General features: G+C 71.4%; 20 protein-coding genes, 1 tRNA gene and 1 pseudogene. 10 read left to right on the top strand and 12 right to left on the bottom strand.

Translation table 11 applies throughout. The features are described from left to right. Positions 1–59: 59 nt before the first annotated feature. The 3 genes from HF999_RS09655 (at position 60) to HF999_RS09645 (ending at position 2,570) form a co-directional block, all read left to right on the top strand. Positions 60–132 (top strand) — tRNA-Arg (locus HF999_RS09655). A gap of 157 nt (positions 133–289) precedes the next feature. Continuing rightward, a complete protein-coding gene (locus HF999_RS09650; protein WP_168545659.1) occupies positions 290–895 on the top strand; it encodes a hypothetical protein in 606 nt (201 codons plus the stop codon). Between the two features lie 37 nt (positions 896–932). After that, positions 933–2,570: an FUSC family protein gene (locus tag HF999_RS09645; protein ID WP_168545658.1), complete on the top strand. Its 1,638-nt coding sequence runs from the start codon at positions 933–935 to the stop codon at positions 2,568–2,570. A 148-nt stretch (positions 2,571–2,718) separates the two neighbouring features. Here the strand turns inward: HF999_RS09645 and HF999_RS09640 are convergent, their stop codons facing one another. Beyond that, positions 2,719–5,175, bottom strand: a complete 2,457-nt coding sequence (locus tag HF999_RS09640; RefSeq protein WP_210733642.1) for an HAD-IC family P-type ATPase — start codon at positions 5,173–5,175, stop codon at positions 2,719–2,721. An 81-nt stretch (positions 5,176–5,256) separates the two neighbouring features. Between HF999_RS09640 and HF999_RS09635 the strand changes: the two genes are divergently transcribed. Beyond that, positions 5,257–5,718: an SRPBCC family protein gene (locus HF999_RS09635; RefSeq protein ID WP_168545657.1), complete on the top strand. Its 462-nt coding sequence runs from the start codon at positions 5,257–5,259 to the stop codon at positions 5,716–5,718. A gap of 220 nt (positions 5,719–5,938) precedes the next feature. On the opposite strand, the gene HF999_RS09630 is transcribed toward HF999_RS09635, so the two are convergent. From HF999_RS09630 to HF999_RS09595, 8 genes and pseudogenes are all read right to left on the bottom strand, one after another. Further along, entirely contained in the window at positions 5,939–8,584 is a 2,646-nt protein-coding gene (locus HF999_RS09630) for an AAA family ATPase (protein WP_168545656.1), read from the bottom strand. Next, positions 8,581–9,717 carry a metallophosphoesterase family protein gene (locus HF999_RS09625; RefSeq protein ID WP_168545655.1) on the bottom strand — a complete coding sequence of 379 codons (1,137 nt, stop codon included), beginning with the start codon at positions 9,715–9,717 and terminating at the stop codon, positions 8,581–8,583. The genes HF999_RS09630 and HF999_RS09625 overlap by 4 nt, the downstream gene beginning before the upstream one ends. Before the next feature lie 82 nt (positions 9,718–9,799). Next, positions 9,800–10,219, bottom strand: a complete 420-nt coding sequence (locus HF999_RS09620) for a PIN domain-containing protein (protein WP_168545654.1) — start codon at positions 10,217–10,219, stop codon at positions 9,800–9,802. A gap of 65 nt (positions 10,220–10,284) precedes the next feature. Then, positions 10,285–10,437, bottom strand: a pseudogene (locus HF999_RS09615) (type II toxin-antitoxin system VapB family antitoxin); the annotation flags it as partial. Between the two features lie 58 nt (positions 10,438–10,495). Further along, positions 10,496–11,281: a hypothetical protein gene (locus HF999_RS09610; RefSeq protein WP_168545652.1), complete on the bottom strand. Its 786-nt coding sequence runs from the start codon at positions 11,279–11,281 to the stop codon at positions 10,496–10,498. Next, positions 11,282–14,179, bottom strand: coding sequence for a DEAD/DEAH box helicase (locus tag HF999_RS09605; RefSeq protein WP_168545651.1), 2,898 nt, complete (start codon positions 14,177–14,179; stop codon positions 11,282–11,284). Between the two features lie 3 nt (positions 14,180–14,182). Next, complete coding sequence (locus HF999_RS09600) at positions 14,183–14,806, bottom strand: GNAT family N-acetyltransferase (protein WP_168545650.1); 624 nt, start codon at positions 14,804–14,806, stop codon at positions 14,183–14,185. A 10-nt stretch (positions 14,807–14,816) separates the two neighbouring features. Beyond that, positions 14,817–15,242 (bottom strand): acyl-CoA thioesterase, encoded by a 426-nt coding sequence (locus HF999_RS09595; RefSeq protein ID WP_168545649.1) that lies wholly within the window; start codon positions 15,240–15,242, stop codon positions 14,817–14,819. Between the two features lie 121 nt (positions 15,243–15,363). On the opposite strand from HF999_RS09595, the gene HF999_RS09590 reads away from it, so the two are divergent. The 3 genes from HF999_RS09590 to HF999_RS09580 all read left to right on the top strand — a co-directional run bounded on the left by HF999_RS09590 (position 15,364) and on the right by HF999_RS09580 (position 20,355). After that, on the top strand, positions 15,364–16,143 hold the full coding sequence (locus HF999_RS09590) for a hypothetical protein (RefSeq protein WP_168545648.1): 780 nt from the start codon (positions 15,364–15,366) through the stop codon (positions 16,141–16,143). Positions 16,144–16,280: 137 nt separating this feature from the next. After that, positions 16,281–20,006, top strand: coding sequence for a multifunctional oxoglutarate decarboxylase/oxoglutarate dehydrogenase thiamine pyrophosphate-binding subunit/dihydrolipoyllysine-residue succinyltransferase subunit (locus HF999_RS09585; protein ID WP_168545647.1), 3,726 nt, complete (start codon positions 16,281–16,283; stop codon positions 20,004–20,006). A 13-nt stretch (positions 20,007–20,019) separates the two neighbouring features. After that, a complete protein-coding gene (locus HF999_RS09580; RefSeq protein WP_168545646.1) occupies positions 20,020–20,355 on the top strand; it encodes a hypothetical protein in 336 nt (111 codons plus the stop codon). Here HF999_RS09580 and HF999_RS09575 read toward each other — a convergent pair. Beyond that, entirely contained in the window at positions 20,336–20,995 is a 660-nt protein-coding gene (locus HF999_RS09575) for a TetR/AcrR family transcriptional regulator (protein WP_168545645.1), read from the bottom strand. The two genes, HF999_RS09580 and HF999_RS09575, sit on opposite strands and share 20 nt — an antisense overlap. A 120-nt stretch (positions 20,996–21,115) precedes the next feature. Here HF999_RS09575 and HF999_RS09570 point away from each other — a divergent pair, with 120 nt between their 5' ends. Beyond that, positions 21,116–21,943, top strand: coding sequence for an SDR family NAD(P)-dependent oxidoreductase (locus HF999_RS09570; protein WP_168545644.1), 828 nt, complete (start codon positions 21,116–21,118; stop codon positions 21,941–21,943). Positions 21,944–21,958: 15 nt separating this feature from the next. On the opposite strand, the gene HF999_RS09565 is transcribed toward HF999_RS09570, so the two are convergent. Continuing rightward, the gene (locus tag HF999_RS09565) at positions 21,959–22,189 is read right to left on the bottom strand and encodes a hypothetical protein (protein WP_168545643.1); all 231 of its coding nucleotides are present in this window, start codon (positions 22,187–22,189) and stop codon (positions 21,959–21,961) included. Positions 22,190–22,323: 134 nt separating this feature from the next. On the opposite strand from HF999_RS09565, the gene HF999_RS09560 reads away from it, so the two are divergent. Then, positions 22,324–22,698, top strand: a complete 375-nt coding sequence (locus HF999_RS09560) for a hypothetical protein (RefSeq protein ID WP_168545642.1) — start codon at positions 22,324–22,326, stop codon at positions 22,696–22,698. 17 nt (positions 22,699–22,715) lie between these two features. Here HF999_RS09560 and HF999_RS09555 read toward each other — a convergent pair whose 3' ends face one another. After that, the gene (locus HF999_RS09555) at positions 22,716–23,618 is read right to left on the bottom strand and encodes a glycine betaine ABC transporter substrate-binding protein (RefSeq protein ID WP_168545641.1); all 903 of its coding nucleotides are present in this window, start codon (positions 23,616–23,618) and stop codon (positions 22,716–22,718) included. Between the two features lie 80 nt (positions 23,619–23,698). On the opposite strand from HF999_RS09555, the gene corA reads away from it, so the two are divergent. After that, the gene (corA, locus tag HF999_RS09550; protein ID WP_376766484.1) at positions 23,699–24,787 is read left to right on the top strand and encodes a magnesium/cobalt transporter CorA; all 1,089 of its coding nucleotides are present in this window, start codon (positions 23,699–23,701) and stop codon (positions 24,785–24,787) included. Position 24,788 lies beyond the last annotated feature (1 nt).

Raw genomic sequence — 24,788 nt, 5'->3', positions numbered from 1 at the left:
CGCCTGACCGCCCGGTTTCCGCCGGGCCCGCCCTATGCGCTAACCTTGCTACGCCCTGCGCCCCCGTAGCTCAGGGGATAGAGCGTTCGCCTCCGGAGCGAAAGGCCGCAGGTTCGAATCCTGCCGGGGGCACTTTCTTTTCGTCGCCGATTCTCCGCCCGGCAGATGCCTCCCCACCAACGATGATGTTACGTTGCGCATCATGAACACTGCGCGGATGTGGCTGGTCACCGGTCTCGCCATCTCCTCTGCGATTTCCGGATGCGCGGCAGGCGGTGAGGGACCGCGAATGTACGGGCCGACGCTGCTGCAGTCGACGGCGACGTCCGAGGCCGAGTCGCTCCCGCCGGGGATGGTGCGACTGACCACGGCCAGCCTCGGCGCCATCGTGCGGCCGTCCGGCTCCGCTGCGATGTGCCAGCTCGGCGCCATCCTCGCGCGAGGGAATGGTGCCGACCAGGTCCGCTACGCCGTCGTGGGCAAGGACTGCGCGGCGCCGGTCGGAACCCGGATCGAGAACGCGGACGACAAGAGCACCCTGGGCACCGTCGCCGCGGTGGCGACGGGCACGAACGGCGCCTGGTCCGCGGTCGCCGTTCGACTCGACGACGGGGTCGGCTGGATGTCGATGGCGCCGGCCGCGGTGATCCGCTCGCGCGACAAGGTCGATGTCCAGGGGCTCGGCGAGCACTTCAGCGCGACGATCGACTCGGACGCACTGCTGCACCTCGACGGATTCTCCTCGCCGTTCGGCCGCTCAGGCGCATCCGTCTTCAGCACCAAGGGGCGCCTCGTCGGGATCTCAGCGGGCACCGGATCGCTCGCCGTCCCGATCGCCGAGCTGATACGAACCTTCGCGGCAATACCGGGCTTCGGCGGTGTCGCACTGCTCTGACACCCCGCCGACGGCTCGTTAGTGATGAAATGGATAGGTGAGTACACCGGTTCCTGATCCTCTGCCCCGCGTCGCGCGTGTGCGCTCGCTCGTCTTCGCCGACGGTGCACCGATCTGGCGGTGGCAGGCCGGGCTGCGGGCCGCGGCCGCAGTGCTCATCCCCGGCGTCGCGATGGTCGCCGCGGGGCAGGCGCACGCGGCGCTGTTCGTGACCTTCGGGGCGTTCGCGCTGCTCTACGGTGAGGGGCGGCCGTACCGCATCCGGGCCCAGGTGGTCGCGGCGGCTGCTGCCGCATTGCTGCTCTCGGTAGCCGTCGGCGCGCTGATCGGCGGCCTGTTACCCGCGGGCGGGATGGCCCTGAGGATCGGCGCGGTGCTGCTGGTCACGGTCGTCGCAGTGGTTGCGGTGTACGTCGTCGACGCGCTGCGCCTCGGGCCGCCCGGGGCGCTGTTCTTCGCCCTCGTCGGAGCCGGCGCACTGATGGCCGTCGAATCCGGGGCGTCGCCCGGCATGCTCATGTTCGCGGCAGCCTGCGGCGCCGTCGCGTCGGTCGTCGTGTCCATGGCGGGTGCCACGATCGATTCCTCCCGCCCGCAACGCGAGGCCGTCGGCCGGGCGATCGGCGCGGTGAACGGTCTCCTCGCGGCGGACGGGCCGCGATCGGCGGAGCGGCGGCACGCCGCGGGCGCCGCGCTCGTCGCGGCGTGGTCCACGCTCGACGACGCCCGGTCCGCCTCCCGCCCCGCCGATGCGGACCTGCTGGTCGCGATGAGCGAGGCCAATCGCCGGTTCGCCGCCGACTCGGCCGACGCCCCCGATTCCGAGGTCGACCCCACGCGACAGATCACCACCTCGCGGCTGCGGCCCACGATCGGCCACCGGCTGCGCCGCTCGCTGAACCGGTCCTCGCATGCGGCGATCACCGCCGCCCGCGTCGGAATCGCCTGCCTCGCAGCAGGGGCCATCAGCATCGCACTCGATTTCGATCGCCCGCACTGGGCGGCGATCAGCGCCCTTGTCGTGCTGCAGACCGGGTTCGACCGGGTCCGCGGCACTGCCCGGGCGCTGCACAGGTTCCTCGGTACGGCCGTCGGCCTGATGCTGTTCGCGGGCCTTCACGCACTGTCGCTGCAGGGATACGCGCTGATCGCGGTGATCGCCTTCCTGCAGTTCACCATCGAGATACTCATCGTGCGCAACTACGCCGCAGCGGTCGTGGTGATCACGCCCGTCGCACTGATGGCCAGCGGCGCCGGCATCGTCTCCGGTCCGGCCGCCCCGGTGATGCGGGATCGGCTGCTCGAGACCGTCGTCGGGGTGATCGTGGCGCTGCTGGTGATGTACCTGCTGGTGCCGAACGCGCACCGTCGGACCTTCGTCTGGACCGAACGACAGGTCCGGGACGCCGCGCTGCACCTCATCGACGTGTCGGCCGCGGAGCCGGTCGGCGCGCCGGAGGCCCGCACCGCCGCGCGGGATCTGCACTTCGAGCTCGAGGGCGCCGTGCGCTCCGGCATCAACTCCATGCACAACGAGCCCGAGTGGGCCTCCGAGCGGTGGCCCGACCGAGCGGCCCTGGTCCACGACGGCTACGACCTCGCGTCGGCGTTCTGGACCACCCCGTCCGATCTGCCCCTCGCCGACGGCGACGCTCTCCGCCGCCGCTTCGAGTAGGCGCGGTACTCGGTATCGGGCACGGGCGCTGAGATGTCGCTCTCCGCGGCGCCGACCTCGCGGCACGCCGGGGCGCCGCCGCAGAGAGCGACATCTCAGCGGTCCCGGGGAGTAGCGCCGCTACGGCCCGGAACCGCCGGGGAACGGTTCAGCGCTTCTTCGCGTAACTGTGGAAGATCCGCGGCGCGAGCCGGCGGAGCACCTCGACGAGCACGATCGCCAGGCCGCCGAAGGCGAAGCCGATGCCCACCATCTCGGGGTCGCTGATGTCGAGGAAGAACTTCTCCTGCGCCAGCGGGATCGAGAACAGCACCACGTAGAAGGCCACGGACGCACCGACGAGCAGCACCTTCCACCACGTGTACGGTCGCGCGACGATCCCCAGCACCCACAGCGACCCGACCAGCAGCGTGATCAGCGCCGCCGTCGAGGCCTTGATCTGCTCGGGGCTCAGTGTGGCGGCCTTCGCCCCTATCGACGCCCCGGAGCCCCCCGGATTCACCACGAGGTAGCACAGGAAGGTCGCCAGGCCGACCGCGATTCCCGACGGTGCCGCCAGCCGCAGGACCCGCGCGACGAACCCGGTCTGGGCACGCTCGTTGTTGGGGGCCAAGGACATCACGAACGCGGGGACACCGATGGTGAACCACGCGGCGATCGTCACGTGAATCGGCTGGAACGGGTACGAGATCGGCGCGAAGCCGAAGATCTTCGCGCCCAGGCCCGCCAGGCCCACGAGCCACGCCAGCAGCACGGCGTACACGGTCTTGGTGAGGAACAGGTTCGCGACGCGCTCGATGTTGCCGATCACTCGGCGACCCTCCCCCACGACGTACGGGAGGGTGGCGAACTTATTGTCCAACAGCACGATCTGCGCGACCGACCGGGCGGCGGAGCTACCGGAACCCATCGCGACGCCGATGTCGGCGTCCTTGAGCGCGAGCACGTCGTTGACGCCGTCACCGGTCATCGCGACGGTGTCGCCACGGGACTGCAACGCGGTGACCATGGCCCGCTTCTGATCGGGGCGCACCCGGCCGAAGGTGACATTATCGGTGACCACCTGCGCCAGCTCGTCGTTGTCGACGGGCAGCTTCCGCGCATCCACCGAGGAGTCCGCCGAACCGAGCCCCAGCGAATGCGCCACCGCGCCCACCGATACCGCGTTGTCGCCGGAGATCACCTTGACGCCCACGCCCTGCGATTCGAAGAAGTCGAGGGTGTCCCGGGCATCGACGCGCACGCGCTGCTCGAGCGCGATCAGCGCGCGGGGCACCAGGTTCCCCGGCGCGGCGAGCCCCTCACCGTCGGTGTCCACGGGCACGTCCGTCGACGCGACCAGCAGCACCCGGAGCCCCGTGGACCCGAGCTCCGTGGCGCGGCGGGCACCGTCGGACTCCGGATCCAGGAGGACGTCAGCGGCTCCCAGGATCCAGTTGCCGTGCGGCGCATCCCCGTCCGCGAGGGAGATGCCGGACCACTTCTTGGCGGAGCTGAAGGGCGCGACGGCGGCGGCGCGCCACGACGGCGCGTCGGGATAGGCCTCGGCGATCGCCTGCACGCTGGCGTTCGGACGCGCGTCGAGGTGGGCGATCGCGGCGAGGGCGCGCTCGATCTCGGCGCGGTCGCCGTCGAGCACGTCGAGCTCCGAGAGCCGCATGCCGTTCTCCGTGAGCGTGCCGGTCTTGTCGGCGCAGACCACGTTCACGCGGGCCAGCCCCTCGATCGCGGGCAGCTCCTGCACCAGGCACTTGCGCTGCCCGAGGCGCACGACGCCCACCGCGAACGCGATCGAGGTCATGAGCACGAGGCCCTCGGGGACCATCGGCACGAGCGCCGCGACCATGCCCAGGATCGCCTGGTTGAGCTCCTGCTTGGAGATGACCAGCTGGTTGAACACGGTGAGGATGCCGGCGGGGATCAGCAACCACGTGATCACCTGCAGGATCTTGTCGATACCCGACCGGAGCTCGGAGTTGACCAGGGTGAACTTGCTGGCCTCGTCGGCGAGCTGCGCGGCGTAGGCATCGGCGCCGACCTTCGTCGCCCGGTAGGCGCCCGACCCGGAGACCACGAAACTGCCGGAGAAGATCTCGTCGCCGAGCTGCTTGTCGACGGGATCCGCCTCGCCCGTGAGCAGCGACTCGTCGACCTCGAGCGCCTCGAACTCGATGGTCTCGCCGTCGACGACGATCTGGTCGCCCGCGCCGATCTCGATCACGTCGTCGAGCACGACCTCGGACTGCGCGACCTCGGTGGAGACACCGTCGCGCCGGACGACGGGATGGGCCTGCCCGACGATCGCCAGCGAGTCCAGGGTCTTCTTCGCGCGGAGCTCCTGGATGATGCCGATACCGGAGTTGAACACGATGAGCAGGCCGAAGAGCCCGTTGATCAGCGAGCCCGTGAACAGCACCAGCAGGAACAGCACACCGAGCATCGCGTTGATGCGGGTGAACACGTTGGCGCGGACGATGTCCCACGTGCTCCGGCCCGACCGGTTCGGCAGGGTGTTGACCCGGCCGTCGCGCACCCGCTCGGCGACCTGCGCGGCGGTGAGGCCCGACGCGGGACGGCCGGATGTCATGTCGGGTGCAACAGTCATGCACGTGAGTGTAATGACGGCAGCGCCGCCCGGCGCTCGCTCGCCGCCCCCGGGCCGCAGCGAGGTCGTACGCTGGGCGCCATGACCGCCTTCACCGTGGCCCGGTCCATCGAGATCGCCGCGCCTGCCGACACCGTCTTCGGCCTCATCGACGACTTCCACGAGTGGCGGCACTGGTCGCCCTGGGAGGGCCTCGACCCCCAGCTGCACCGCGAGTACAGCGGCCCGTCCGAGGGGCCGGGCGCTGCGTACGCGTGGCGCGGGAACCGCAAGGCCGGCGAGGGCCGCATGAGCATCTCGGCGACGGAGCCCGGACGATCCGTGGACGTGGACCTCAAGTTCCGCAAACCGATGGCCGCGAACAACCACGTGCGCTTCGACATCGCCGCGGCGGGCGACGGCGTGCGCGTCACCTGGACCATGACCGGGGAGACCACCGGGCTGTTCTCCCTGCTCGGCAAGGTCCTGCCGATGGACCGGTTCGTGGGCAAGGACTTCGAGAAGGGCCTCGCCGCCCTCAAGGCCCGCGCCGAGAACCGGTAGCCGGCGCGCTCGTCGGCGGGCGGCGCACCGCCCCACCGTCGCAGCTGAGAATCCGGCGAATCCGCGAACAGATCCGGCACCGCGCCGCCAGGTGTGCACCAGCCGCTGAGGCCGAATTATCGGCAGCGCGCTGCTGATACTCGCGGGCGCTGCTGACGATCGGCAAGCGCCGAGCGGAAACGGCCGCACGCTGCCGAAACCGTCCCTCCCCGTCATGCGGTCACATCAGGTTCGCTTCGAGTGCCACCTCGGTGACGCCGTCGCGTCCGCGCAGCGCGTCGAACCGGCCGGGGACGCAGCTGAACACGATCACCTGGGCGCCGCGGCCGGCCTCGACGAGAGCGTCGGCCATCGCGCCGAGGCGGGCCGGGTCGCTGTGGCCGAGGGCGTCGTCGAAGATGACGGGCGCACCATCGGCACCGTCGACCAGACGGGCGCAGGCCAGCCTGCTGAGGACCCCGAGCTGCTCCTGCGCGCCGCCGGACAGGGACTCGAAGGGCACGGTGACCCCGTCGACGGTGCGCGAGGCGATCGTGAGGTCGTCGCCGACGGTGATGGTGAGCGGATCACCGAAGACGGTGCGGCCCAGGTCCTCCAGCGCGCGCTGGTACGGCGCCTGCACCCGGGCGCGGCGCGCGTCGCGGCGCGCGGTGAGCGTGTCGTGCAGCAACGCCGCCGCCCGTGCGCGCTCCTCGACCGAGGTGAGGGCGCGCTCGGCGTGGACGTGCTCGGCCGCGGCCGTGTCCAGCCGATCGCGACGACCGTCGGCCTGGAACAGCTGCAGCTGACCGTTCAACGCCGACAACTCGTCGCGAGCGGACGCCTCCGCCGCCTGCGCCTGCTCCGCGTGCAGCTTGGCCGCGCCGAGCCGGGCTGCGAAGCCCGCCACATCGGCCTCCTGCGCGGCACGATCATGCGCGGCGGCGTCCGTCGCCGCCGCCTCCCGCGCCGCGACGGCGGCATCGGCGGCGACGCCCAGAGCATCGTCGGCCGCCTCGGCGCGCGCCCGCTCCAGCTCCGCCGTCAGCTCGGCCGCCCGGCTGTCGACGTGCTGCAACCGATCCGCCGCGACCTGCGCGTCGGTGGTCGCGCGCAGCAGCTCCTGCTGTTTGCTCCCGAGCTGCTCGCGCGTGCGCCTCTCCTCGTCACGCGAGGACACCTCGGCCTGCGTGGCCTCCATGAGGTTGGCCTTGGCGCGTTCGGGATCGACGGCGAGCAGCTCCGGGGCCACCGCCGTCTCCAGCGCCACGATCCGCTCGGCGGACTCCTCCGCGAGCCGCCGCAGCTCCTCCGCGGTGTGCTCGCCGAGGGCGTGAGCGAGCGCGATCCGCGCCTCCTGCAGCTCGATCTCGATGGCCTCGCGCTGCTCGTGCAGCTCCCGGGCCTCCTCGACGCTCGCGGCGCCGGCGTCGCGGCACGCGGCCAGGAGGGCGCTGTGCGCCGCCTTGACCTCGGCCGCCGCATCGGCGCTCTCGCCGCGCTGGACCACCTCGATCCGGACCGCGCCGGGCACCTCGATGACCATGCCGTTGCCGGCGACGACCTCCACCGGCTCCTCGCCGATGTTCCGGCCGTCCACGAGGACGTCGGAGAATCCCAACCGTTCCAGCTGCAGGGTGGCCGCGAGCGCCGAGAAGCGGGCCTGCGCCCGCTCGTGGCGCTGCTCCGCCACCGCGATGGTCTGCAGGACACGGCGGTCGATCGGGTTCTGCGCCAGGCGGTTCCGCGCGCCCTCCACGTCCTTACCGAGCAGCTGCGCCTGCTCGATCCGCTTGCCGAGCCGCTGGTAGCCCACGGACTCCCGGGCGTAGTCGACGGCGTACTGCGCCTGCGCCTTGCGCTCCCGCCGATCGGCGGCGACCGCGGACAGCTCGTGCACCGTGGTCTCCAACCACGACGCCTCCGCGGTGAGGACCTCACGGTCCGCGAGCGCCCGGTCGCGCACCACCCGCACCTGCGCGGCGCGCTCGGTGGCGAGCGCCTGCTGCTCCAGCAGCCGCCGCCGACGGTAGGCCGCCTCCCCCGCGTGCTGCTCCCGCAGGGTGGCGGATTCGAGCACTGCGCGGGCCTGAGCCGCCTGCGACTGCAGCCGCGTCATCCGCTCCTGGTCGGCGCCGACGGCCTCCAGCGCCGCGACGGCGGCGGATCGCGCTTCCGCCAGGGTGGACAGCCGCGCGGAGGCGAGGGCGTGCTGGTCCGCGACCCGGTCGACCTCGCGCAGGGCGGCCTCCGCCGCATCCAGGGCGGCGCGCGCCGCGGCCTCGCGCGCGCGGGCGGCCGACAGCTCGTTCGTGGGGCGGCCGGTGGGCGTGAAGTACCGTGCCCGCTCGGCGGCGACGGCCTCGGCCAGGCGCTCGGCGCCCGGCTCGTCCTCCCCCGCGCCGCCGGACGCCGCGTCGAGCGCCTTCGCGAACGCGGAACTGTCGCGCAGCGAGGGCTGGCCGGCGCCCGGGCCCTGCAGCACCGTCAACGCCTTGAGCAGATCGCCGTCGACATAGGTGCGCATCTGCTCCGCCACCCACGATTCCGCGCTGCCGCCCGTGAGCTGCTGCGGCGCGGGCTCGAGCACCGTCAGCACCGTGCCGGGGCGCCGGTGGTACTGCTTGGCGTAGACGAACCGGTACGGCCCGACGGTGAGCTCCGCCTCGACGAACGGCCCCGCATCGCGATGGGCCGGGCACACGGCCTCCACGCGCTGCGACTTCGAGGTGGCCTTGACGTCCAGCAACAGCTGCAGCGCCTCCACCATCGACGACTTGCCTGCCTCGTTGGGGCCGTGCAGCAGCGTGACGCCGGTATCGGCGAAGGAGATCTCCCGCTCGGCAACGCCGCGGAAATCCTTGATGGCCAGGCGGTGCAGCCTCATGCGCCGACCTCCGCCCGGGTGAGGCGGTAGAGCAGGGCGAGCGCGCCCGAGGCATCGGCCGCGCGCTCACCGCCGCTGCGGGCCACGCCCAGCAGCTCCTGCGCCGCATCGGCGGCGGGGCCCGTGAGCTCCAAGGACTCCAACTCGGACTCCCCCGGCAGCACTGCGAGATCCGTCTTGCGCTCCCACAACTCGACCGCGGCGAACCGCGCCCTCAGGGCCTCGATCTCCGCGTCCAGCTCGGCCTTCGCCGCCAGCCCGACGGTGCCCGTGAACCCGACCTTGACCACGGTGCGGTCCTTGTCCGGCAGCGCCGAGAGGGCGCCGACCGCGGCGGCGACATCGCGCTCCGAGGACAGCGGGAACTCCCGCGACGCGAAGCGCCAGGTGCCCACCCGGACCGGGGTCACCGTCGCGGCGCCGGTCTCCGGGACGTCGACGACGAGGACCGAGCCGGACCCCGTCTCCTTGTGGTCGAAGTTCGTGACCTCGGGCGCGCCGGAGTACCAGATGTCCTGCGCCACCTCGGTGACCGAGTGCCGATCCCCCAGCGCCACGTAGCGCAGGGCGCCCGCGGCGATCCGGGCGGACAGCGCGGCCACGTCGATGAGGCGCTGGTCCTGCGCGCCGACGGGCAGGGTGCCGCCGTGGCCGACGGCGATGCGGATCACGCCCTCCGCCGGCGCGGGCGCGGGCGCGACGGCCTCGGTGAGCGGATCCCCCGCGGGGTGCTTGGAGAACCAGGGCGCCGCGAGCAGCTCGACCCCCGGGCGCACCTCGTGCACCCCCGGCGCGTCCAGCACGATCACGTTGGCCGGACGGTGCCGCGCGAACACCTCGGAGGTGTAGATGGACGCCGCATCGAGCGGATCGTGATTGCCGGGCAGCAGGTAGACGGGGCAGCCGAGGGCACCGATCCGGTCCAGGCTGCGCGCGATGACCGCGGGCGCCAGGCGGTTGTCCTCGAAGACGTCACCGCAGACGACGACGAACTCGGCCTCCTGCTCCGCGGCGACGGCGCCGAGCCGGGAGATCGCGTCCAGCCGGGCATCGGTGAACCGGGCCTGCGCATCCGCGTCGAGGAAGTGCCGCGTCATCCCCAACTGCCAGTCGGCCGTGTGCAGGAACCGCATCTCTCACCCCCTCGGATCGTCACCCTCAGGGTAGTGATCTCCACTGACATGTTCCGCCACCGACGCGGCCCCTCCCCGACGCTCACTCCCCCGCCGGGCTCACGACACGCCGCGCTCGCACATCCGGCAGGTACCGCTCCGCGAGCTCGAAGTCGGCATCGTCATGCAGGATGACCAAGCCGCGGGCTGCCGCAGTCGCGCAGATGAGCAGATCCACTGTCGACAGCGCCCGCACCGCTCCTACCCCGACGAGTCGATGCTGCGCAGACTCAATCCAGGACCAGACCGCCTTGGGCACGGGCACGTCGGGGTACATCTCGAAGAACAGCTCATTCATCTGGTCGTACTCGGCCGCGTTCCGGGCCGATCTACGGAACTCGGTCCGCTGTGGCGCACATGACCCCACCGAGCCCGCAGACAGCACTCCAAACCATTTCTCTGCGAGGGCATCGTCACGATTGATCCGCCACAGCGCCGACGAATCGACGAGGTAGCGGATCACGCGCGGCCCGACTTCTCTTCCTCACGGAGAGCGCGCCAGCCCTCGTAGTCCCAGCCCTTCGCCTGCTCACGTAACCGCGCGAACGCCTCGACCCTTCGGTGCTGCGCGAGGTACTCGCGTAATGCCAGGTTGACGGCCTCCTTCTTGGTCCGCACGCCGGCGACGCGCATCACACCGTCCAGCACCTCGTCGTCGAGATCGATCTGAGTGACTGACATGCGCCGCCTCCTTGTGGGTTCTGTATATAGAGTATCAACATCACCAACATTTCGCAGGTCACCGCGGGTCACGGAGGCGATCGTAGAGCTCCGCCAGCTCGTCGGAGGCCTCGGCCACGTCGGCGGGCTTCGTGCCGGTACGGCGCAGCGCCATGCGCAACAGCGCGGGATCGAGCAGGGTCATCGCGTCGATCGGCGCGGGCTCGGGCAAGGGCGGGAGGTCGAGGCCGTCGCCGTAGAAGGCAGCCGGGCCCGCGTCCCAGGCCTCGGGATCCCACGGTTCCCGGGCACCGTCGGGCGACGGTGCCGCCCCGCCCGGCCCCGGCGCGGAGTCGGTGGAGACCCGCGCCAACAGACCCGCCAGGGGCACCCCCGCGAAGTCCAGGACCAGCGACGGGTCGGTGTCGGCGGCCGCGCAGAACTCGTAGGTCAGCGCGAGCGCGTGGACGCAGGCACCCGATTCGTCGGGGCAGGCGCACTCGACGACGACGTCCGACGCCGACTCGGGCAGCACCAGCTCCCCCAGCGCGCGGCCGAGCTCGCCGCGGGTGACCGAGAGCAGCTCGCCGGACGCGCCCTGCCCGACCAACAGCGACACCACCGCCGCCGCGTCGCCCGGCACCCGCGAGAGCGCGACGGCGAAGGGATCCAGCTGGCTGCCCTGGACCGTCGCGGTGACCGACCCCGGCACCACGGCCATCGCGTACACCTGGTGCTCGGAGTACAGCCGCCGCGCGTACTGGACCTTCCGCCGCTCCGTCACATCCTCGCGCTGCTGGATCAGCCGCCGCGAGAACCACGTTCCGCCCATCGGCCGCGCCGTGTCCCGGGCCGTGCGCGCCATCTACACCACCGCCTCGTCGCGCAGGGCGATCAACTCGTACAGCTCGTCGTTGTTCAGCTCCGTCAGCCAGGCCTCGCCCGTCTGCACCGTCATCGACGAGAGCTCCTTCTTCGCCGCGATCACCCCGTCGATGCGCTCCTCGAGGGTGCCCGCGCAGACGAACTTGCGGACCTGCACCGCGCGGGTCTGCCCGATGCGGAAGGCCCGGTCGGTGGCCTGGTTCTCCACCGCCGGGTTCCACCAGCGGTCCACGTGCACCACATGATTCGCGGCCGTGAGGTTGAGCCCCGTTCCGCCCGACTGCACTGTCGCCACCAGGGCGGGAGGGCCGTCGTCGGACTGGAACCGGGCCACCAGGGAATCCCTGTCCCGGCGAGCAACGGCACCGTCGAGCACCGGGACCTCCGCGCCGAGCAGGCCCGCGAGCCAGGGCTGCAGCATCCGCGCGAACTCGGCGTACTGGGTGAAGACGAGGGCGCGCTCCCCCTCGGCCGCGACGGTCTCCAGGACGTCCGCGAGCAGCTCCAGCTTGCCCGAGCGGTGCTGCCCGCGGCGCAGCAGCGGCGATCCGTCCCCCAGGTAGTGCGCCGGGTGGTTGCAGATCTGCTTGAGCCTGGTCAGCGAGGCCAGGACCAGGCCCCGCCTGCCCATGCCCTTCGACTCGCGGAGCTCCCGCACCAGCTCGTTGAGCACCGCCTGGTACAGCCCCGCCTGTTCCGGCGTGAGCGACGCGCGCACCGTGAACTCGGCCTTCTCCGGCAGCTCGGGTGCGATGGTCGGATCGGTCTTCTCGCGCCGCAGGATGAACGGCGAGGTCAGGGTGTTCAGGCGACGCACCGCGGCCCTGTCCTGTTCCCGCTCGATGGGCATCGCGAACCGGTTGCGGAAGGTGCGCGCCGAGCCGAGCAGGCCTGGGTTGACCAGGTCGATCACCGCCCGCAGATCCTCCAGTCGGTTCTCCACCGGCGTGCCGGTGAGCGCCACCCGGTGCCCCGCGGGGATCGACCGGAGCGCCTTCGCGGCGGCGGTGTTGACGTTCTTGACGTGCTGCGCCTCGTCCACGACGATGCGCCCCCAGTGGTGCCCGGCGAGCAACTCCCGGTCGCGGGCGGCGAGCGCGAAGGTCGTCAGCACCACGTCGGACTCCCGCGCGATCCGCCCGAACTCCTCGCCCGTGGGCCGATCGCTGCCGTGGTGCACATGGATCCGCAGACCGGGGGCGAAGCGCTGGGCCTCCGCGACCCAGTTGCCGACCACGGACATCGGGCACACCAGCAGCGTGGGCCGCACCGACGGCGCGCCCTCGGTGTCGCCGGGCCCAGCGAGCCGCTCGTGGCAGAGCAGCGCGAGCACCTGGATCGTCTTGCCCAGGCCCATGTCGTCGGCGAGGACGGCGCCGATCCCCGCGCGCCACAGGCTCACCAGCCATTCCAGCCCGCGCAGCTGGTAGGGCCGCAGCTGCGCCGCGAGCGTCGACGGTGCCGCCACGACGGCGGGCGCGATGGTGCCGCCCCGGTACACCGAGTCCAGCCAGCCGAGCCCGTCGACGGCGGCCAGCGGGGCGGGCAGCGCGGCGGGGTCGGCGATCATGCCCAGCAGGTCCTGCAGGTCCGTGCCGGACTCCGCCGCCGAGCGCTGCTCGGCCACGAACCGCGCGGCCTGCGCCAGTGTGCGACGGTCCGCGCGGACCCACTTGCCGCGCACCTCGACCAGGCCGGACGCGGCGTTCGCCAGGCCCGCGAGTTCGCTCGCGGTGAGCACCACGTCCCCCACCGCCAGCTGCCACGCGAAGTCCTTGATCTCGGCGAGCCCGGCCTGCACGGTGAGCGCCGTGCGTCCCGGCTGCTCCCGGCCGACGAGCCGCAGCGCCGGCCGCACCGTCGCGATCGACGCCGGCAGCAGCACCTCGTACCCGGCCTTGGTCAACCCCGGAGCCCCCTGAAGGAACAACGATTCGGCCTCGGTGGTGGTGAGCAGGAAGTCCAGCGAGGTCGCGTCCTGCCGGGCCCGCTTGAGCGGCGGATACACCGCCAGGGCCCGGGCCAGCTCGCCCGCCAGGTCGTCCAGGTCGACGGGGCTCATCCGCGCCGGATCCGCCCGGACCGGGGCGGCGCCCGGGACACGGCGACAGACCTCGAGCCGCCACGGCGCGTCGGACGGGGTCACCCGCGGGTCGAGCGGGTTCTCCCCCGGGGCGCGGCCGTCGGGCTCGACGAGGCGCAGCACCAGCAGCGTCTCCGCGGATCGGACGCTGCCCGACCACTCGGTCCACGCCGCGGCCGCCCCGGCATCGGCGACGGCGGCGGGCGGGAGGGGCGCACCGTCGACCAGGGCACGCAGCGCGGGGGCCGCGACCCAGGACCACGGGCCGTCGCCGAGGCGCCGGCGCGCGTAGCCGTCGGTGAGCTCCGCGCCCATGTCCAGGACGGCGGCCAGGTCGCCGGTGCGGCGCAGCACCGGCGGCATCGCGGCCGCGGCGGTCTGCACCCAGGTGCGCCACTGCACCGACTCGATCGGTGCCCACCGCACGGCCCAGTCGCCGTCGTCGACGCGGAGCGCGGGGCCGACCGCGCCCGCCGCGACGAAGCGTTCGACCGACCGCGCGACCCAGCGGAGGAATCGCAGGTCACCGGCACCGTCGGACGGGTCGAGCCGGTCCAGCAGGTCCAGGGCACGGGAGGGCCCGAGGGTGAGGGCGGGCACCACGAGCCGCCCGTTCGGCCCCGTCAGCGCGACGGTGCGCCGGGGCCGTCGGTCGCCGAGGACCTCGGCGATCGGCGCGGGGAGCGCCGCCCGGTCCGGCTCGGCGGTGGGCTCGCCGACCTCGTCGGTGAACCACAGCGCGAGGCCGAGGCCGGGCCGCCACAGCCCGTGCGCGGTGGCCAGTGGACGGGGCACGGCCTACTCCGGCGTCGCGCGGTACGCCTCGTGCCGATGGCGCAGGCGGTGCCGCAGGTGCGAGCGGACGGCGGGCCACTCGTGGCGGAGGATCGAGAACAGCACCGCGTCCATGAGCGCGCCGTTGCGGTAGCGACGATGGCTGCGCAGCACCCCGTCCTGCTTGGCCCCGAGGCGCGCGATGGCCTCGCGCGACTGCGTGTTCACCCACTGGGTGCGCAGCCCGATGCACTCGCAGCCCAGTTCGTCGAAGGCATGCTCGAGCAGGAGGAGTTTGGACTCCGCGTTGGTGCCGGTGCCGTGCGCGGACGCGCGGTTCCACGTGTAGCCGATCTCCATCCGCGGGACCGCGGGATCGATGTCGTAGTAGGTGGTCATGCCGAGCACCCGACCCGCCGCGTCGATCGCCGTGAAGGGGATCATCCCGCCCTGCTCCTGCAGCGCGAGCCGGCGGTCAATCTCCGCCCGCAGCCCCGCGGGCGAGGGCACCGACGTGTACCACCGGTCCCACAGTTGCCCGTCCTCGAGCGCCTCCAGCAGGCCGCCGTGGTGCTCGTGCGAGAGCGGCGCGAGCGTGACGAGGTGCCCCGCCAGCGTGACGGGCCGAAGCGGCGTGCGGAAGGTCATGGCTCGCAGGCTACGCGGAGGGACCGACGAGTTTCTCGAGCGCGCCGCGCACCCCGTCCGGGATCGCCGTCGGGCGCCGGTCCTCCCGATCGACGAAGACGTGCACGAACCAGCCCTCCGCGGCCGGGGCGCCGGCACCGTCGAACAGGGTGACCGCGTACCGCACGCTGGAGCGCCCCAGCTTGGTCACGGCCAGTCCGGCGGTCACGGGCTCGGGGAAGGCGAGCGGGGCGTCGTAGCGGCAGTGAGATTCCACACAGAGGCCGATCACGGTTCCCCGGTGGATGTCGAGGCCGCCCTCGCGGATGAGGTAGGTGTTGATCACGGTGTCGAAGAAGCTGTAGTACTCGACGTTGTTGACGTGCCCGTACACGTCGTTGTCCTTCCACCGCGTGGGAATGACCAGGGTGTACGGCTGCTCATCGATCGTCGGCATGCCGCCCGACGGTACGCCGCCCACCGGCCCGGCAGTCGCGCCGGTGGGAACTTTTCGGGGGCCGTCTTCGGTTAGATGGGGTGCAAGGCCCCACCTCGATCGCGTCCCCACGGAGGTCACCATGGCGAACAAGAAGCCCGCCCCCCTCTCCCCCGAACAGCCCGCGCTCCCGGCCGTCCAGCACGACGGTGGCGGCCCCCTCGGATCGGTCATCGATCGCGCGGCCCGGCTCCAGGGCCCGGCGGTCGCGAGGTACGTCGCGAGCGTCCGGGCCGACCACCCCGACGAGTCGCCCGCGCAGGTCATCGAGCGGCTCGAGAAGCGGTACATGCTGGCCGTGACGGGCAGCGGCGCGGCCGTCGGCGCGACGGCGGCGGTCCCGGGTGTCGGGACGGTGGCCGCCCTCGGTGCGGTGGGCGCCGAGACGGTCGTGTTCATGGAGGCGTCCGCGCTCTACGCGCTCGCGGTCGCCGAGGTCTACGGGATCCCCATCGACGACCGGGAACTGCGCAGGGCCCTCGTCCTCACCGCGGTGCTCGGCGACGCCGGGCTCGGCGCACTCCGCGCCACCGTCGGCGCCAAGAACGCCACCCTGCTCAACCTCAAGAAGAACCCGGCCATCCCGGGACTGGGCAACCTGAACAAGCAGCTCATGAAGATGTTCACGCGCCGCTTCATGGCGAAGAAGGCGCCCTTCGTGCTCGGCAAGCTACTGCCCGCGGGTATCGGCCTCGTCGTCGGCGCCGGCGGCAACCGGGTGCTCGGCAAGGGCGTGATCAAGAACGCACGCGAGGCCTTCGGCCCGGTCCCCACGACGTGGCCCACGCCACACCTGCGGGTGGTCGAGGGGACGGCGACGACGGCGACCGGCACCGCGTTGCCGGCGCCCGGAACGGACTGAGCGGGTCGCCTCTAACCGAGGTAACCGTCCCGCATTTTCCGTGGTGGACTACCCTGAACCGAGCGGACTTGCGCCGTCTGTGATCCAGTGCGGCGCGCGCCCAAGACGACGATGATGAATCGAGGCGAGGACCTGCCGTGAGCAGCAGTTCTGTATCGGATTTCGGCCAAAACGAATGGCTGGTCGAGGAGATGTACGAGCGGTTCAAGGCCGACCCGAAGTCGGTCGACCCGAGCTGGCACGAATTCCTCTCGAACTACACGCCGGGTGCGGCGCCGAGCAACGAGGCGGCGCCCCCGAACGCCGCAGCCCCCAGTGCGGCCGCAGCCCCCGCCGCAGCACAGCCGGCCGCCACCCCCGCGCCGCAGGCGGCGAAGACGACCGACACGACGCTGACCCCGGCGCCCGCCGCCCCGGTCACCCCGGCACCGTCGTCCCCCGCCAAGCCCGCCGCGGCGCCCAAGGCCCCCGCGCCCGCCGAGTTCCCCGCCGAGGAGGAGCACACCGTGCTCCGCGGCGCGGCGAACGCCGTGGTCAAGAACATGAACGCCAGCCGCGAGATGCCGACGGCAACGTCGGTGCGCTCGATGCCGGTCAAGGTCATGTTCGACAACCGCGTGGTGATCAACAACCACCTCGCGCGCACCCGCGGCGGCAAGATCAGCTTCACGCACATCCTGGGCTACGCCCTGGTGCAGGGCGTCAAGGCCTTCCCGAACATGAACCGGCACTTCGCCGAGATCGACGGTAAGCCCAACGCCGTCACGCCGCCCCACATCAACCTGGGCATCGCGATCGACCTGGTCGGCAAGAACGGCAGCCGCAGCCTCGTGGTCGCGGGCGTCAAGGGCGCCGAAGCGATGGACTTCGGCGAGTTCGTGGCCGCGTACGAGGACATCGTCCGTCGTGCCCGCCAGGGCAAGCTCGGCGCCGAGGACTTCGCGGGCGTCACCATCTCGCTGACCAACCCCGGCGGCATCGGCACCGTGCACTCGGTGCCCCGCCTCATGGTGGGCCAGGGCGCGATCATCGGCGTCGGCGCGATGGAGTACCCGGCCGAGTTCCAGGGCGCGAGCGACGAGAAGATCGCCGAGCTCGCGGTCGGCAAGCTCACCACGCTGACCTCGACCTACGACCACCGCATCATCCAGGGCGCCGAGTCCGGCGACTTCCTGCGGTACGTCCACGAGCTCACGCTGAGCGACGCCTTCTGGGACGACATCTTCCGCGCGATGCACGTGCCCTACGAGCCGATCCGCTGGCGGCAGGACATCCCGCCGCACGGGATCGACAAGGACGCGCGCGTCCTCGAGCTCATCGCGGCGTACCGGGCGCGCGGCCACCTCATGGCCGATGTGGACCCGCTGCGCTACAACAACGACAGCCTCGAGTCGCACCCCGACCTGAACGTGCTCACCTACGAGCTGACGCTGTGGGACCTCGACCGCACGTTCAACGTCGGCGGCTTCCACGGTGCCGAGCGGCTCAAGCTGCGCAAGGTGCTCTCGGTGCTGCGCGACGCGTACTGCCGGCACGTGGGCATCGAGTACACGCACATCCTCGAGCCCGAGCAGCAGAAGTGGCTGCAGGAGCGCGTGGAGACGAAGGACGTCAAGCCCACCGTCGCCGAGCAGAAGTACATCCTGTCCAAGCTCAACGCGGCCGAGGCCTTCGAGACCTTCCTGCAGACGAAGTACGTCGGACAGAAGCGCTTCTCGCTCGAGGGCGCCGAATCGGTCATCCCGATGATGGACGCGGTGCTGGACCAGGCCGCCGAGCACGAGCTCGACGAGGTCGTCATCGGCATGCCGCACCGCGGCCGCCTCAACGTGCTGGCGAACATCGTCGGCAAGCCCTACAGCAAGATCTTCACCGAGTTCGAGGGCAACCTGAACCCGGCGCAGGCGCACGGCTCGGGCGACGTGAAGTACCACCTCGGAGCCGAGGGCAAGTACTACCAGATGTTCGGCGAGAACGAGATCACGGTCTCGCTGGTTGCGAACCCGTCGCACCTCGAGGCGGTCGACCCGGTGCTCGAGGGCATCGTGCACGCCAAGCAGGACATGGCGAACCCGCCCGAGGGCGAGCATCCGATCATGCCGCTGATGCTGCACGGCGACGCGGCCTTCGCCGGCCAGGGCGTCGTGGCGGAGACGCTGAACATGGCGAACCTGCCCGGCTTCTCCAACGGCGGCACCATCCACATCGTCGTGAACAACCAGGTGGGCTTCACCACCTCGCCGGAGCACTCGCGCAGCTCGCAGTACTGCACGGACGTGGCGAAGATGATCGGCGCGCCGATCTTCCACGTCAACGGCGACGATCCCGAGGCCTGCGTGTGGGTCGCGAAGCTGGCGGTGGACTTCCGGGAGAAGTTCGACAAGGACGTCGTCATCGACCTCGTCTGCTACCGCCGCCGCGGCCACAACGAGGGCGACGATCCCTCGATGACCCAGCCCGGCATGTACGACGTGATCGACACCAAGCGCGGTGTCCGCAAGTCCTACACCGAGGCCCTCATCGGTCGTGGCGACATCTCGACCAAGGAGGCCGAGGACGCGCTGCGCGACTACCAGGGCCAGCTGGAGCGGGTGTTCAACGAGGTCAAGGAGCTCGAGAAGTTCCAGGCCGAGCCCGCGCCGTCGATCATCGCCGATCAGCCGCTGCCGAGCTCGCTGGTGACCGCGGTGCCCCTGGAGCAGATCCAGCGGGTGGGCGACGCGTACGCCAACGTCCCCGAGGGCTTCACCGTGCACCCGCGCGTGGCCCCCGTGGTCAAGCGCCGCTTCGAGATGTCCCGCGAGGGCGGCATCGACTGGGCCTTCGGCGAGCTGCTCGCGTTCGGCACGCTGCTCGAGGAGGGCCGGACGGTCCGCCTGGCCGGCCAGGACAGCCGCCGCGGCACGTTCACGCAGCGTCACGCGGTGCTCATCGACCGGCAGACCGGCGCGGAGTACACCCCGCTGGACAACCTGGGCCCCGACGGTACGCCGTCCCCCGGGCGGTTCATGGTCTACGACTCGGCGCTCACCGAGTACGCGGGCCTGGGCTTCGAGTACGGCTACTCCGTCGCCGACGAGTCCGCGCTGGTGTGCTGGGAGGCGCAGTTCGGCGACTTCGTCAACGGCGCGCAGTCGATCATCGACGAGTTCATCAGCTCGGGTGAGGCCAAGTGGGGCCAGACCTCCGGCGTCACGCTGCTGCTGCCCCACGGCCACGAGGGCCAGGGACCGGACCACACGTCGGCCCGGATCGAGCGTTTCCTGCAGCTGTGCGCCGAGGGCTCGATGACGGTCGCGATGCCGTCGACCCCCGCGTCGTACTTCCACCTCCTGCGTCGCCACGCCCTCGACGGCGTGCGCCGCCCGATGGTGGTCGCGACGCCGAAGTCGATGCTGCGCAACAAGGCCGCCGTGAGCCCCGTCGAGGACTTCACCACGGGCAAGTTCCGCTCGGTCATCGACGACCCGGCCTTCGAGATCGACGGCGGCGACCGCAGCAAGGTCACCAAGCTGCTGATGGTCTCGGGCAAGCTCTACTGGGAGCTGGAGGCGCGCCGGAAGAAGGACGGCCGCGACGATGTCGCGATCATCCGCATGGAGCAGCTGTACCCGCTGCCCTCGCGGCGCCTGCCCGCGACGCTGGACAAGTACCCGAACGCCACCGACATCCGGTGGGTCCAGGAGGAGCCCGCGAACCAGGGAGCGTGGCCGTTCTTCGGCCTCGCCCTCCCGGAGCTCGACGGGCGCCTGGCCGGCATCAAGCGCGTCTCGCGGCGCGCCATGTCGGCGCCCTGCTCGGGCTCGTCGAAGGTGCACGCCGTCGAGCAGGCCCAGATCATCGACGAGGCCTTCGTCCTGTAGAGATGACCTCCCGATGACGGGATCAGGATCGGGCGACGGGGTCGCCGGCAACGCGCCGGCGGCCCCGTCCGCCGTTCCGTGGCGCGCCCGGCGCACGGTGGTGAGCCTGACGGTGTTCGTCGCGACCCTCGCCGCGGGCTGCGGCGGGTTCGTGGCCGCCATGGCCGCCGCCTACGGGCTCTCGCGCGCCTTCGAGGGGGATGCCCTCGGCGACTTCTTCGGCGAGTGGATGCCGATGCTCGGGTTCGTCTGCGCGATCCTGTTCGGGTGGGCGACGGTGCGCGACCGATCTCGACCGCCGCCGGATGGCGATCAGCTCGCGCTGGTGATCAGGCTCCGGCGGACATGAGGTCGATCCCGACGGCGCCGGCCATTCCCACGAACATCGTGACGAGGTGATCGACCACCTCGTCGCGGGTCATCGCGGCGAACCCGGCGTTCTCGTCGAGCCACTGCACGAGGGTCTCCTCGACCACGGCGATCCAGCCGTGCACGGCCAGGACGAACTGCGGCGAGGCCCGCAGACCGATGTTGCCGGCCTGGTCCACGAAGTGCCGGACGATCTGCTCGCGGACGGCCTTGACGGCCGTGCGGATCCGCGGCTCCGACCAGCTCACGCCCGCCAGCATGGGAAGCAGGGACTGCCGGTTCTCGATGATGTGGTCCACATAGGTGCCCAGCGTGGCGTTGAGGATCGGCATCACCTCGGCGAGATCCTCGGGTTCGCGCTCAGGGGTGGCGATTTCGCCGACGATCCGGGCCTGCTCCTCGACGAGCGCGACCTGGAAGTCGAGCTTCGAGTCGAAGTAGTGGAACAGGAGGCCGGCCGAGACTCCGGCCTGGCTCGCGATATCCTCGATGGACACCTGCTCGAGCGCCTGATGTTTGAGGCTGAGTAGGCCCAGGTCGATGAACTGCTGGCGCCGAGCCTGGGGGCTGAGCCGGGTGCGCTTGCGCCCCACCGCTGCGGCGACGGACTTTCTGGTCACCTACTGAATCATACTCAATAGGTCGTTGACAGACATCGGTTCCCATCCCTACTGTCGGGTAAGTACGCCGCGCAGCGGCGCATCCGAGCAGTTCAGCCTGCAGAGCGTGAGGATCACACCATGAAGAGTTTCCGCGGCAAGGTCGCCGTCATCACCGGCGCCGCCTCCGGCATGGGCCGCGAGCTGGCCCTTCAGTTGGCCGAGGAGGGCGCGAAGCTCTCGCTCTGCGACTACGACCCCGCCGGCCTCGAGCAGACCGCGGAGAAGGCCCGCGCGCTGGGCGCCGAGGTGCACACCAAGGTCGTGAACGTGGGCGAGCGCGAGCAGATCCTCGCCTACGCCGACGAGGTCGTCGAGCACTACGGCACGGTCAACCTGCTGTTCAACAACGCCGGCATCGCGCACCACGAGCCGATCGAGACCACGTCCTTCAAGGACTACGACCGCGTCATGGACATCGACTTCTGGGGCGTCGTGAACGGCACGAAGGCCTTCCTGCCCGCGCTCATCGCCTCGGGCGATGCCCACATCGTCAACACCAGCTCGCTGTTCGGGCTGCTGGCGGTGGGCGGTCAGAGCGCCTACAACGCCGCGAAGTTCGGCGTCCGCGGCTTCACCGAGGCCCTGCGGATCGAGATGCTCTCCAGCGGCCACAACGTCGGCGTGTCCTGCGTGCATCCGGGCGGCATCAAGACCGCCATCGCGCGCAACGCCACCGTCGCCGAGGGCAAGGATCAGGCCGGCACCGCCGAGCTCTTCGACAAGTACCTGGCCCGCACGGAGGCCTCCGATGCCGCGCGCACCATCCTCAACGGGGTCAAGCGCAACCGCGGTCGCGTGCTCGTGGGCATGGACGCCAAGGTCATCGACGTCCTGGTCCGTCTCGGCGGCTCCGCGTACGAGCGCGTGAACGCCATGATCGACAAGCAGCTCAACAAGCGCATCTGAATGGCAGTAAATTGATCATGTGCCATACATGATCAGTCGCGGGCGGCCCCGGTACCTCGTGCTCGGGGTCGCCCTCGTCGCATTCTCGGCCGCGTGCTCCACGCCGGTCCCGTCACCGGGGCCGACGGTGACCGCGTCCCCCGGTCCGGAGTCGAGCACCGCACCGTCGGCCACGTGGAGCGCGCTGCCGACATCCGGACGCGTCACCGCGACCGGCCCGTCCCGCGGCCCGGGCACCGGTGCCACGCTCGACGCCGTCGTTCACTGGATCGACGCGGGCAGGCAGGTCGATGACGCCGGGTTCCACACGGCGAACGACTGGCGCACCCCCCGGCACGACGACCCGAACCGGATCCACGCTCTTCCGCCTCCCGGTCCCGATGCCGGCCCGATCGGCCGGGGGCTGCGGCATCAGCGAGTACCGCCTCGCCGCCCTTTCCTGTCTGCCCGGGATCGACCGGGGAGTGCCGCGGCCGGACGGCCTGACCGGCCAATGGATCGGCAGCTGGGTGGATTTCACCGGCACCGCCGTCACCGTCGGGAGCCTGCACGGCGACCCGGGCGTGTTCAACAACGGCGTCGGCGAGCCGGTCCCCTACGGCACCGCCGTCACCTCGGGCGACTACCGGTGCCGCCCCGCCGAGGAGGGCATGTACTGCCGTTCGCTGCGGCACCGATCGGCGGTCCTCATGGGCCGCGCGTTCGCGGCCTACGGATGCCGGGAGGTGCCGCCGGAATGGGGCGTCGGGCGCTAGTACACCTGCGGCTGAGATCAGTGCAGCGGGTGCTCCGCCGCCCAGTCGTCGGTCACCTGCTCGACGGTCCGCTCCCCCGACTCGACCTTCGCGACCATCTGCGCGAGGTCGGCGGTGGTGAGCTCGCCGGCGACGGCGGACAGCCGCTTCGTCTGGGCCACCGTCAGCCCGTCGCGACGCACCAGCGGCACGACGGCGCGGGAGGGCACGACACCGTCGGGATCCGCGACCTGGGTCAGGTCCCGGGCCGACGGCGAGAGCGTCCCGAGCTGCGCGATCGACGCCCGCCCCTCGGTCACGGCGCGCGCGGCGGCGGCCTCGTCGGGCACGACGAGGACCGGCCCCGTCGGGCAGCCGTAGCGCGCCTTCGGGTCCGACGGTGCCCCCGACGGGATCGCGACGATCCCCGACAGTCCCTCGCACCCGCGCAGCGACGCCGCCGGGGCGGCCTTCGACACGAACAGCATGGGCTGGTCGAGCGCGAGCGTCGGGTCGCCCAGCCCCAGCCCCTCGGGCAGCACCGCGCTCAGGGCCACGAACTGCGCATCCCACTGCTCCCGCGGATTCTCGGCCTCCGACTCCTTCGCCTTCGTCGGCTGCGCGGCGCCCGGGCGGTAGCGCTCCCAGAGCTCGCCGGTCAGCGCCGGCGCGATGGTGAGCTCCCCCCGCTCGACGGCCGCCACCGCGGCGTCGCCGGGCCCGAGCCCCAGCTTCGTCTGTACGGGGGTGCCCGCGGCGCGCAGCGCGTTCGCGTAGAGGAGCGCCTCGATGCGGGGGGCGGCACCGTCGGACGACCCGACGGTGACGGTCCCCGGCGCGGTCCGCGGCCCGAGATCGGACAGATCGCCCGCGTCCGAACAGCCCGCGCCGCCGAGCGCGACGAGGGTCACGACCGCGGCACCGAGCTTGCGAGATCTCACGCCTACTTTCTACCCGCCCACCGCGCGAGCCGGACACCGGCCCGCCCGCGCGGTGGGGGCCGCGACCGCACCCGACTACCATCAGCCGCATGCCGTCCATGCCGTCCCTGCCCCGGCCCGGCGCGACCCGCCGCGAGGTCCCCGAGGTCGGCGTCCCCCGCGTGCCCGTGGCGCGCGCCGTCGTCGACTGCGGCGTCTACGTCGACGGTGAGCGCCTCCCGGGCCGATTCGGGTACGTCGAGGCGATCGAGGAGGTCCGGCGCCGCGGCGAGGGCTACGTGTGGGTCGGGCTGCTCGATCCCGATCAGCACCAGATGGACGAGGTTGCCCGCGTCTTCGGGCTGCACCCGCTGACCGTCGAGGACACGCTGGTCACGCACAACCGGCCGAAGGTGGACCGGTTCGACGACACGCTGTTCCTCATCCTCAAGACGGTGAACTACGTGGGCCACGACCGCACCGACCCGATGGCGCGCATCGTCGAGACCGGCGAGGTCATGGTGCTCGTCGGACCGGACCACGTGATCACCGTCCGGCACGGCGACCACGGCAGCCTGCGCCGGGTCCGGCGCAATCTTGAGGGCAATCCCGACCTGCTCAAGCTGGGGCCGTCGGCGGTGATGCACGCCGTGGCCGACCACGTCGTCGACACCTACGTCGCCGTGTCCGACCTGCTCGAGGACGACATCGATCACGTCGAGGAGGAGGTCTTCCGCGCCCGGTCGCGCACCAAGGTCGACGAGATCTACCAGCTCAAGCGCGACATCGTCGAACTGCGTCGCGGCATCCACCCCCTCTCGCACGCCCTGCGGCGGTTGACCTGCGACTTCACCGATCTCATCCCCGGTGAGATCCAGCGGTACTTCTCCGACGTGCTCGACCACCAGGCGATGGTCGCCGACCACGTGGAGACCTACAACGACGTGCTCAGCTCGCTGATCGACGCCGCGGTCGCCAAGATCGGGATGCAGCAGAACGAGGACATGCGCAAGATGTCCGCGATCATCGGTCTGGTCGCGGTGCCCACCATGATCGCCGGCATCTACGGCATGAACTTCGACAACATGCCCGAACTGCACTGGCACTACGGCTATTTCATCGTCCTCGCCGTGATGGCCGTCGCCTGTGTCGGGCTGTTCGCCCTGTTCCGGAAGATCAAGTGGCTGTAGC

It is taken from the genome of Tsukamurella spumae (assembly GCF_012396015.1).
Taxonomy (GTDB): Bacteria; Actinomycetota; Actinomycetes; order Mycobacteriales; family Mycobacteriaceae; genus Tsukamurella; species Tsukamurella spumae.
Note: the sequence above shows the minus strand (reverse complement) of the source record. Positions and strands in the feature narration are given on the sequence as shown.